The sequence below is a fragment of the Streptomyces katrae genome, from assembly GCF_000966975.1.
GTDB classification, from domain to species: domain Bacteria; phylum Actinomycetota; class Actinomycetes; order Streptomycetales; family Streptomycetaceae; genus Streptomyces; species Streptomyces katrae.
On sequence record NZ_JZWV01000191.1, the window covers coordinates 1 to 9,027 of the forward strand.

At 73.8% G+C, this 9,027-nt stretch carries 10 protein-coding genes; 3 read left to right on the forward strand and 7 right to left on the reverse strand.

Annotated features, from left to right (window positions below; all coding sequences use genetic code 11):
* Together VR44_RS08935 and VR44_RS08940 are read left to right on the forward strand one after the other, a co-directional pair.
* On the forward strand, nucleotides 1-717 hold a 717-nt coding region (locus tag VR44_RS08935; RefSeq protein WP_045946867.1), incomplete at its 5' end, for an ABC transporter permease.
* A complete protein-coding gene (locus VR44_RS08940; protein ID WP_045946868.1) occupies nucleotides 714-1,463 on the forward strand; it encodes a phosphorylase family protein in 750 nt (249 codons plus the stop codon). The genes VR44_RS08935 and VR44_RS08940, both read left to right, overlap by 4 nt.
* A gap of 2 nt (nucleotides 1,464-1,465) precedes the next feature.
* On the opposite strand, the gene VR44_RS08945 is transcribed toward VR44_RS08940, so the two are convergent.
* From VR44_RS08945 to VR44_RS08965, 6 genes are all read right to left on the reverse strand, one after another.
* Nucleotides 1,466-2,335 (reverse strand): glycosyltransferase family 2 protein, encoded by an 870-nt coding sequence (locus VR44_RS08945; RefSeq protein WP_045946869.1) that lies wholly within the window; start codon nucleotides 2,333-2,335, stop codon nucleotides 1,466-1,468.
* Nucleotides 2,332-3,330 (reverse strand): glycosyltransferase, encoded by a 999-nt coding sequence (locus tag VR44_RS08950; protein ID WP_045946870.1) that lies wholly within the window; start codon nucleotides 3,328-3,330, stop codon nucleotides 2,332-2,334. The genes VR44_RS08945 and VR44_RS08950 overlap by 4 nt, the downstream gene beginning before the upstream one ends.
* A complete protein-coding gene (locus VR44_RS08955) occupies nucleotides 3,327-4,403 on the reverse strand; it encodes a glycosyltransferase (protein ID WP_045946871.1) in 1,077 nt (358 codons plus the stop codon). The genes VR44_RS08950 and VR44_RS08955 overlap by 4 nt, the downstream gene beginning before the upstream one ends.
* A complete protein-coding gene (locus tag VR44_RS08960; protein WP_107072498.1) occupies nucleotides 4,400-5,530 on the reverse strand; it encodes a glycosyltransferase family protein in 1,131 nt (376 codons plus the stop codon). Before VR44_RS08960 ends, VR44_RS08955 begins: the two co-directional genes overlap by 4 nt.
* 9 nt (nucleotides 5,531-5,539) lie before the next feature.
* The gene (locus VR44_RS44890) at nucleotides 5,540-5,704 is read right to left on the reverse strand and encodes a hypothetical protein (protein WP_157880258.1); all 165 of its coding nucleotides are present in this window, start codon (nucleotides 5,702-5,704) and stop codon (nucleotides 5,540-5,542) included.
* A gap of 317 nt (nucleotides 5,705-6,021) precedes the next feature.
* The gene (locus tag VR44_RS08965) at nucleotides 6,022-6,225 is read right to left on the reverse strand and encodes a hypothetical protein (protein ID WP_045946872.1); all 204 of its coding nucleotides are present in this window, start codon (nucleotides 6,223-6,225) and stop codon (nucleotides 6,022-6,024) included.
* A gap of 135 nt (nucleotides 6,226-6,360) precedes the next feature.
* Between VR44_RS08965 and VR44_RS08970 the strand changes: the two genes are divergently transcribed.
* Nucleotides 6,361-7,830: an aminotransferase class I/II-fold pyridoxal phosphate-dependent enzyme gene (locus VR44_RS08970; RefSeq protein WP_045946873.1), complete on the forward strand. Its 1,470-nt coding sequence runs from the start codon at nucleotides 6,361-6,363 to the stop codon at nucleotides 7,828-7,830.
* 26 nt (nucleotides 7,831-7,856) lie between these two features.
* On the opposite strand, the gene VR44_RS08975 is transcribed toward VR44_RS08970, so the two are convergent.
* The coding region (locus VR44_RS08975; RefSeq protein ID WP_045946874.1) for an aspartate ammonia-lyase at nucleotides 7,857-9,027 on the reverse strand (1,171 nt) is incomplete at its 5' end.

The following is a 9,027-nucleotide window of genomic DNA, read 5'->3' on the forward strand; positions in this document are numbered from 1 at the left end:
ACGAGCGGGTTCACCGGCAGCCCGTGGCTCGGTACGGCCGCGGCAGCGCTGGCCGCCGCCGCGTACTCCCTGATCCTGGCCGTGGGCGCGGTCACCCTGCGCGGCGACGCCGTCGTGCTGGGCGTGGCCATGAACCTCCTCGCCCTCGGACTCACCGGATTCCTGCTGCGTACGGTCTTCGGCGTACGGGGCACCTTCGACGACCCCGCCCTCACCGGGCTCCCCCTGATCGGCGGACAGTCTCCGCTCGCCTACCTCTCCTGGGCCGCCGTCGCCCTCACGGCCTTCGTCCTCACCCGGCACGTGTGGGGACTGCGGCTGCGCGGGGCGGGCCAGGCACCCGACGCCGCGGCGGCCCTGGGCGTGAGCCCCGTCGCGTACCGCTACGCCGCGGTCCTCGCGTCCGGGGTCCTGTGCGGCCTCGGCGGAGCCCAACTGGCCCTCGGCAACGTCACGCTCTTCTCCGAGAACATGACCGCGGGCCGCGGCTGGATCGCCGTGGTCGCCGTCATGCTCGGGCGCGCCGCACCCGTGGGCGTACTGCTCTCGGCGCTGCTGTTCGCCCTCGCCGAAGCGGTCGGCTTCCGCCTGCAGGGCCTCGGCCTGCCGCAGCAGGCCACGGACGCCGCCCCGTACGCCGTCACCCTCGCGGCGCTCTTCCTGACCACGGCGCGACGCCGCCGTGCCGCCCGTACGACAACCGGAGCCGCCGTATGACGCTGGACCCGCTGCCCCTCACCCGCATCCCGGGCACCGGCCTGCCCTCCTCCGCGCTGGTGGTGGGCGACCCGGCACGGGCCGCGGCCGTCGCGGAACTCCTGGACGGGGCCGAGGAGGTGTCCCACCACCGTGAGTACCGCCTCTTCACCGGGAGTTGGGCAGGCCTGCCCGTGGCCGTCGCCTCCCACGGGGTCGGCGGCCCCGGAGCGATCCTGCTCTTCCGGGAGCTGGCCGACGCGGGCGTGCGCACCCTCATCAGACTGGGCACCGCGGGGGCGATCCGCTCCGGCATCGCCGACGGCGACCTGGTGATCGCGGAGGGCGCGGTCCGCGACGACGGGGTGAACGGACAGCTGCTGCCGCCGGAGTATCCCGCGGTGGCCGCGCCGGAGGCGGTCCTCGCCCTCGCCAGGGCGGCCCGCGAGGCATCCGCCCCCCACCACCGGGGCATCGTCTGGACCCGCGCCGCGTTCCAGCCCGGCCTGCTCCCCGTCACCGAGTACGGGAAGGCGGGCGTCGCCGCGATCGAGATGGAACTCTCCGCGCTGCTGGTGACGGCCTCCCTGCGCGGACTGACGGCGGGCGGCGTGCTGGTGGTGGACGGGACGAACGCCGACGACCTCGTGGACGTGGAGGCCACCGGCGGCTACGACCCGCACCGCCAGGTGGTCGCGGACGGTGTCGGACGGGCCGCCGCCGTGGCCCTGGAGGCCCTGCGGCTGCTGGCCGAGGACGGGAGGTGAGTTCACGGGCCTGCCGTGGAGGGCGTGGCCGTCCAGGCGCCGGCCGCCGTGTCGAAGCGGACGAGTCCCAGGTCGGCGAAGGCGTGCAGCCAGCCCTCCATGGGCCACCGGCCCCACCGGCGGTGGAAGAGGGCGCCGTTGCGGAGGATGTCGTGGAGGTGCCGTACCGGCGGGTCTTCCACGGGATGGTGCTGGTGGTACGCGGGTGCTCCGCCGAGCCAGCACAGGTCGACACCCGCACGGTGTGCGAGGCAGGCGAAGTCGGTGTCCTCGCCGCCGTAGCCGGTGTACTCCTCGCAGAATCCGCCGATGCGCCTCCAGGTCGAGGCGGTCAGCGTGAACGACAGGGACCAGAAGAGGTCCGGATCGCCCCCGGTCAGCAGTTGGTCCGGTCGCGGTACCGGGCGGCCGGGGTGCGGGTCGGCCAGTTCCGGGAGGCCGGCGAGCCGGTACCCGCCGACGGGCGGGGGAGGCAGGTAGGTGACGGTTCCGCAGAGGAGCACCCCGTTGACGGCCGCCTCGGTGTACCGGCCGACGCTCTGCGGGCCGGGGACGCAGTCGACGTCGAGGAAGACCAGGACGTCCGCCCCGAGTGCGAGGGCCCGGCGGGCCCCGGCGTTGCGGGCGGCGGCCAGCGGGAAGCGGCCGGAGCGGGGAACGGCCATGGGCACCACGGTGGCCGCGGGGCTGCCGCGGGCGGCGATCGCTGCGGCAATCGCATCGTCCATGGTGACGACCACGTAGGTGTCGGGCCGGCGGTCGGACCGGGAGAGCGCGGTCTGCTGGAGGGCCAGGTGCCGGTGCCGGCCCGCCACCAGGGTGATCACGGCCACGTGGGGGGCGGCCGTGGGTGTGTGGTCCGGGCGGTTCATGATGCCCCGGGCATCGCGGCCAGAGCGTCGAGGGCCCGGGCGGCGCGCCGGGCGCCGTCGCCGGGGGCCCAGCCGGACCAGGCGTCGCCGTCGAGGGCCGCCGCCTCGGCGAGGACGGACGGCCACTGCGGTGGGTCGGGCCAGTGCTCGCGCACCACGGCCAGTCCGGCCTCGCGCAGCGCCCTGCCGGTGGCGTGCTGTTCGCCGTAGGGCCGTTCCTGGGGCAGGACGACCGTGGGGCGGCGCGCGGCCGCGCACTCGGCGACGGCGTTCTGGCCGCCGTGGGTGATGACCACGTCGGCGGCGCAGATCCGGGTCCAGGGGTCGGCCGACCAGGCGCCGCCCGGGCCGCCGAGCAGGTCCCACTGCCAGTCGGGGGTCGCCGCCCGGGCCGCCCGTACCTGCTCGAAGGTGATGCCGCTGCCGCCCGCTCCGAGCATGAGCAGCACGCGGCGGGTCCCGTCGCGCGGGGGCGGCGTGGGCACGCGGCCGTCGTCCCTGGAGAACGCGGACGCGTAGATGGTCTTGTCGTACCAGCGTGAGGGCCAGCCGGGTTCCGGGGCGGTGGCCGGCCAGGGAGCGAGCAGGCGCAGCGCGATGTCGTGCCCGAGCCGGTGGGCGGCGTCGAGGCGTCGTCCGCGCATGGCGGCGACGACCACGGGCACCCCCATCAGCCGGGCCAGGCAGGCCACCTCGACGGATACGTCGCTGACCAGGAGCGTGGGCCGGGTCCGGCCCAGCCATCCGGCGAGGGTGGACATGCGGTCGGCGTAGCCGTCGTGGAAGAGGGGCGCCCAGTGCAGCCGGCCCTGGGCGCGGGTGTCGACGGCCGCCGGGCCGCCGGTGTCGAGGGGCAGGGAGATCCACGGACCGGGCCAGTCCGGAGGCGGATCGAGGCTGGACAGGCCGGTGACGGGGCTGCGCGCATGGCGGGCGATGCAGAGGGCGCGGTGGAGGTGGCCCAGCCCGTGGTGGTGGACGTAGTAGCCGATCACGGCAGCAGCTCCGCGTAGAGGGCCTCGTAGCGGTCGGTCATGTGGCTCAGGGAACAGAAGGCCCTGGCCCGCTCCCGGCAGGCCCGCCGGCTGAGCTTCACGGTCTCCCCGACCGCCGCGGCCAGTGCGGCGACGTCGGGGTAGGGGACGAGCCGTCCGCAGTCGGGGGTGAGGATCTCGGCGAGGGCGCCGCGGTCGAAGCCGGCCACCGGAGTGCCGCAGGCCAGGGATTCGGCGACGACCAGTCCGTACGGCTCGTCCCAGCAGGGGGTGACGAGGGTGGCGCGCGCCGAGCCGACCAGGGCGGCCAGCTCCGTGCGGGTCAGGTGCCCCGCGTACCGTATGCGGCCGCCGAGCCGGGGGGCCACCCGGTCGCGGAAGTAGCGGCGGTCGGCCACGGGCCCCGCGAGGGTCAGCGGGAGCCCCGTCGCGGCCGCGACGGCGATGGCCAGGGCGGGGCCCTTCTCGGGCACGATCCGTCCGTACCACACCAGATCACCGCCGCCGGGCCCGGCGGGCCAGCGCCTCAGGTCGATTCCGTTGTGCACCACACGGGCGGAGCGCACCAGCGGCTGCCAGGAGCGTGCTGTGTGTGCGCTGACCGCCGTGAAGACGCCGGAGCCCGTCGGGTCGGTCTGGATCGCGGATTCCAGCCACGGCGTGGGCGGTGTGTGCAGGGTGGTGACGACGGGGGCGGGCACGGCGGGGGCCATGGCGACGGGCAGGTAGTGGAGGCTGTTGTTGTGGACGAGGTCGTACGCCGGGCCGCCGTCGTCGCCGCGTGCGAGGTCGAGCATGAGGCTCAGGTAGGCGTGGTGTTCGTGCAGTGCGGACGGGTCGCTCATGCTGAGGTCCGCCCGGGCGGCCGGACTCAGCCGGGGAGCGCGCACGGGGAGTTCGCGCACGTTCAGCCGCGGGTCGGACCCGGGCGCCGCGAACAGGGCGATGTGGTGGCCCCGCCGGCGCAGGGCCCAGGCGAGCGCCCAGGTGTGGGCTTCGAGTCCGCCGGCGAAGGGCTCCCGGATGGGGAAGCGCGCCGAGGCGATGAGGGCGATGCGCAGGGGGCGGGTCACGTCAGGCAGCGTTCGTAGAGCGCCCGGTGGGCTGCTGCCAGGGCGTTGCGTTCACCTTTGCGGGCCCGGGGGTTGGCGCGGGGCGCCGGCCGGTGGGCGTACGCCTGGCGTACGGCGACTTCCAGGGACCGTACGTCCAGGCCGTCGGGGCCGTGCCGGTAGAGGTGGCAGGGGCGCTGTTCGGCGTAGTAGCCGCAGTCCGGGACGGCCACGGCGGTGCCGAGGTCGTAGCAGGCCTCCAGCCAGCCCGAGTGGGTGCCGAAGGTGTACGGGAGCACCGAGAGGTCCAGGGAACTCAGGTACTCCCACAGCGCGTCGTCGTCGAAGTAGTCGTGCACGCGCAGGTCCACCGTCCCCTCCGCGGCCAGTTCGGCCAGCCCCGCCACCACCTCGGGAGCATGCGCACGGCCGCCGGGCTCGTGCGTGTCGGTGTGGATGTCCACGCGCAGCCGTCCGTCCGGCAGCTCCGCCGTGACCGCCGCCAGCGCCCGGATGACCGGTAGCGGCGCCATGTTGGGCCGCAGGCTCTTGGCGTGCACCCCGATGACGAAGTCCGTGCGCGGTGCCCGCGGACGGGACAGCTGCGGCTCCTCCACGACGTGGGGGTGGGGCAGGACGTGTGCGGTGCGGCCCCAGCGGGCCGCGATCTCGTCCGCCGCGCCGGGGGTCAGAGTGATCAGGCAGTCGGCGGCGGGGACCAGCACGTCGAGGGCGGCGTCATGGGCGCTCCGGTCGGGCTGGTGGGGGTTGCGCAGGTCGTGGACGGTCTGCACCAGGGGCTTGCCGTGCCGGCGGAGTTCACCGACGAGTTCCGTCAGCTGCCGCGGACTTTGCGCGTCGAACCCGAAGTGCAGGTGGTAGACGTCGAAACCGTCGTGGTGGCCGCGCACCCAGGCCGGGTCCAGCATCACCGGGGGCCACCACCGCTGTGAGGTGCTCGGAGCACCGTTGGGGTGCGGGTCCGGCAGCAGGACGACTCCGTCGGAGCCGTCGGCGGCGTGTATGTGGCGAACGTAGACGTGACCGGCGGGGACGGAAGCGACCCGGATCTCGTCGGGCGCGTACGGGTGCGGCAGCCGGGCGTGCGGTGAGGCCGCGGGGGAGGCGTGGGCGGCAGCGGCGGTCATGCCGGGCGCCTAGTCCTCGCCCCGGATGATGTTCGAGTCGGGCGCGTTCGGCGTCCCCTCGCCCTCCGCGCCGTCAGAGCGTGCCTGGGGGACGATCGCGGGGCGGCACGTCCGGATGCCCTCGTCGCGCGGGGCATGGCTCGTGACCGGCTGGGGGGCTGCCTGGGCTTCCATGATGAACGTTCCCTTTCTGCGGAATCGCGCAGATTCGCACGATTGTGGGGGTTCGCGGTGAATGGCGCGTACCCCAGGGAGTGGCCGCCATACCTGGCTCACGGCGCCGGTACCGAACCGTCCACCCCGGTCTGGTACGAGTACCAGCCGGTGCGGGTTCATCAAGGTGATCACGGCCCCCGGCGCGCGCAAGGCACGGCCCATCGAGGAAGAGGGGGTTCGCGCTCGCGCGCGGGTCGCCGATGTCGAGTTCCGGCGGACGGGCGACCAGCACCGGGCCGGGACCGCTCGGGCCGACCGTCCGGGTACGTCGAGCGCTACTGCTCCCCGGTCCGGTTCTCCGCGGTCTGCAGTGCCTGGCCGGCGATCGTGAGGGCCTCGTCGTCGTGGCCTGCCGCCTTCGCCGTCTCGGCCTGGCTCAGGGCGACGCGGAGCAGTTCGACGACGTGCTCCGGCAGCGTGTTCGAAGCCACCACGTCTGCCAGCTGCCGGATGGTGTCGCCGGCCGGGTCGTCGGGCATGGGCTGTTTCCTCCGTCGTCGACGTCGATCAAGGCCACATGTGACGCTAGCAGCCGCCGGGGGACACACCGCGGATCAGCGCGGGCGCGTCCGAGGGCCGCGTTTCCGTACCTCCGCGGTGGGCAGGCGGGCAGTATGGATCAGTCGAGGGCCCCCGTTCTGGACGCGCTGGCCGCCTACCACGAAGCCGGCCAGACGCCGTTCACCCCACCAGGGCACAAACAGGGGCGCGGGGCGGACCCCCGCGTCCGCGCCGTGCTCGGCGACTCCGTGTTCCGCTCCGACGTCCTGGCCACCAGCGGTCTGGACGACCGCACCTCCTCCCACGGGATCGTGGAGGAGGCGCAGGCGCTCATGGCCGAGGCCGTCGGTGCGGAGCACGCCTTCTTCTCCACCTGCGGCAGCTCGCTGTCCGTGAAGTCCGCCATGCTCTCCGTCGCCGGACCGCACGAGGAACTGGTGGTCGGACGGGACGCGCACAAGTCCGTGGTCGCGGGGCTGATCCTGTCCGGCATCCGCCCCGTCTGGGTCGACCCGCAGTGGGACCCCGAACGCCACCTGGCCCACCCCCCGTCCCCCCAGGCCTTCGAAGAGGCGCTGGCCGGGCACCCCGACGCACGCGGCGCCCTCGTGACCACCCCCACCCCCTACGGCACCTGCTCGGACCTGGCCGCCATCGCCGAGGTCTGCCACCGCCGCGGGGTCCCCCTCATCGTCGACGAGGCATGGGGCGCACACCTGCCCTTCCACCCCGACCTGCCCACCTGGGCGATGGACGCCGGCGCCGACGTCTGCGTCACCTCGGTCCACAAGATGGGCTCCGGACTCGAACAGAGCTCGGTCTTCCACCTCCAGGGCGACCTGGTGGCACCCGAAGTCCTCAAGGGCCGCGAGGACCTGCTGGGCACCACCAGCCCCTCCGTCCTCGTGTACGCGGCCCTCGACGGCTGGCGACGCCAGATGGTCCAGTACGGGAAAACCCTCTACGACGACGCGCTCGCCCTCGCCGGCCGGGTCCGCGACCGGATCTCCCGCATCGACGGCATGCACGTCGACGACCGCGACGACTTCTGCGGCCCCGGCAAGGCATCCGACCTGGACCCCCTCCAGGTCATCGTCGACATCAGCGCCTGCCAGGTCACCGGCTACCGGGCCGCCGACTGGCTGCGCCGGCACCACCGGATCAACCTGCACGTGTCCGACCACCGCCGCATCAGCGCCCAGCTCACCCACGCCGACGACGACCGCACCGCCGGCATCCTGCTCGCCGCCCTCACCGACTTCGCGGCCCATGCCCCCCAACTGCGCACCGGACAGCCCGTGTACGTCCCGCCGCCGTCCGGACTCCGCCTGGAACAGGCGGTGCTGCCGCGCGACGCGTTCTTCGGACGCACCGAACAGGTCCCGTGGGAACGGGCCGAAGGGCGCGTCGCCGCCGAGATGCTCACTCCCTACCCGCCGGGCATCCCCGCAGCGCTGCCCGGCGAGCGCCTGACCATGGACGTCCTGCGCTACCTCCGCACCGGTGTCGAGGCCGGCATGGTCGTGCCCGACGCCGTCGACACCGACGTGACCGGCGTCAGGGTACTGCGGGAGGAGAGCTGAAGGCGGACGCCGAACGGCGATGCCGGTCAGCTACGGGCCGGGCCGGTTCCCGCGAGCACCTCGGGCCGCAGCAGGGCGGCGAGCCGGTCGGCCGGCAGCAGGCCCCGCTCCAGGACGAGTTCGGCCACACCCCGGCCGGTGGCCAGGGCCTCCTTGGCGATGTCGGTGGCGGCGGTGTATCCGATGTGCGGGTTCAGCGCGGTCACCAGGCCGATGGAGTTCTCGACCGTGGCGCGCAGCATCTCGGTGTTGGCGGTGATGCCGGCCACGCAGCGCTCGGCGAGGGTCAGGCAGGCCGCGCGCAGGTGGGTGACGGACTTCGACAGCGAGTGCAGGATGACCGGCTCGAAGGCGTTGAGCTGGAGCTGCCCGGCCTCGGCGGCCATGGTGATGGTGATGTCGTTTCCGATCACCTCGAAGGCGACCTGGTTGACGACCTCGGGGATCACCGGGTTGACCTTGCCGGGCATGATGCTCGAACCGGCCTGGACCGGCGGCAGGTTGATCTCGCCGAGGCCGGCCCGCGGACCGGACGACAGCAGGCGCAGGTCGTTGCAGGTCTTGGACAGCTTCACGGCGATGCGCTTGAGCACGCCGGACATCTGGACGAAGGCGCCGCAGTCCTGGGTGGCTTCGACCAGGTCGGGAGCGGTGACCAGGGGCAGGCCGGTGATGCCGGCGAGGTGGCGGCGGGCCGCCTCGGCGTAGCCGGCCGGGGCGTTGAGACCGGTGCCGATGGCGGTGGCGCCGAGGTTGATCTCGTGGATGAGGCCGAGGGCCTCCGCGAGCCGGCTGCGGTCCTCGTCGAGCATGACGGCGAAGGCGGAGAACTCCTGTCCGAGCGTCATCGGCACGGCGTCCTGGAGCTGGGTCCGGCCCATCTTCAGGACGTCGTGGAACTCGGCGGCCTTGCCGGTGAAGGCGTTCTGCAGGACGGCCATGGCGTCGAGCAGGCCGCGCACCGCGAAGACGGTGGCGATGCGCACGGCGGTGGGGTAGACGTCGTTGGTGGACTGGCCCAGGTTGACGTCCTCGTTCGGGTGCAGGTGCCCGTACTCGCCCCGGGCGTGGCCCAGCAGCTCCAGCGCGCGGTTGGCGATGACCTCGTTGGCGTTCATGTTGGTCGAGGTGCCCGCGCCGCCCTGGATGACGTCGACGACGAACTGGTCGTGGAGCTTGCCGCCGCGGATCTCCTGG

Bases quoted from the DNA above. Each gene is read 5' to 3' on its own strand.
- VR44_RS08940 (WP_045946868.1), top strand. From the start codon at position 714: ATGACGCTGGACCCGCTGCCCCTCACCCGCATCCCGGGCACCGGCCTG.
- VR44_RS08945 (WP_045946869.1), bottom strand. From the start codon at position 2,335: ATGAACCGCCCGGACCACACACCCACGGCCGCCCCCCACGTGGCCGTG.
- VR44_RS08960 (WP_107072498.1), bottom strand. From the start codon at position 5,530: ATGACCGCCGCTGCCGCCCACGCCTCCCCCGCGGCCTCACCGCACGCC.
- VR44_RS44890 (WP_157880258.1), bottom strand. From the start codon at position 5,704: ATGGAAGCCCAGGCAGCCCCCCAGCCGGTCACGAGCCATGCCCCGCGC.
- VR44_RS08965 (WP_045946872.1), bottom strand. From the start codon at position 6,225: ATGCCCGACGACCCGGCCGGCGACACCATCCGGCAGCTGGCAGACGTG.
- VR44_RS08970 (WP_045946873.1), top strand. From the start codon at position 6,361: ATGGATCAGTCGAGGGCCCCCGTTCTGGACGCGCTGGCCGCCTACCAC.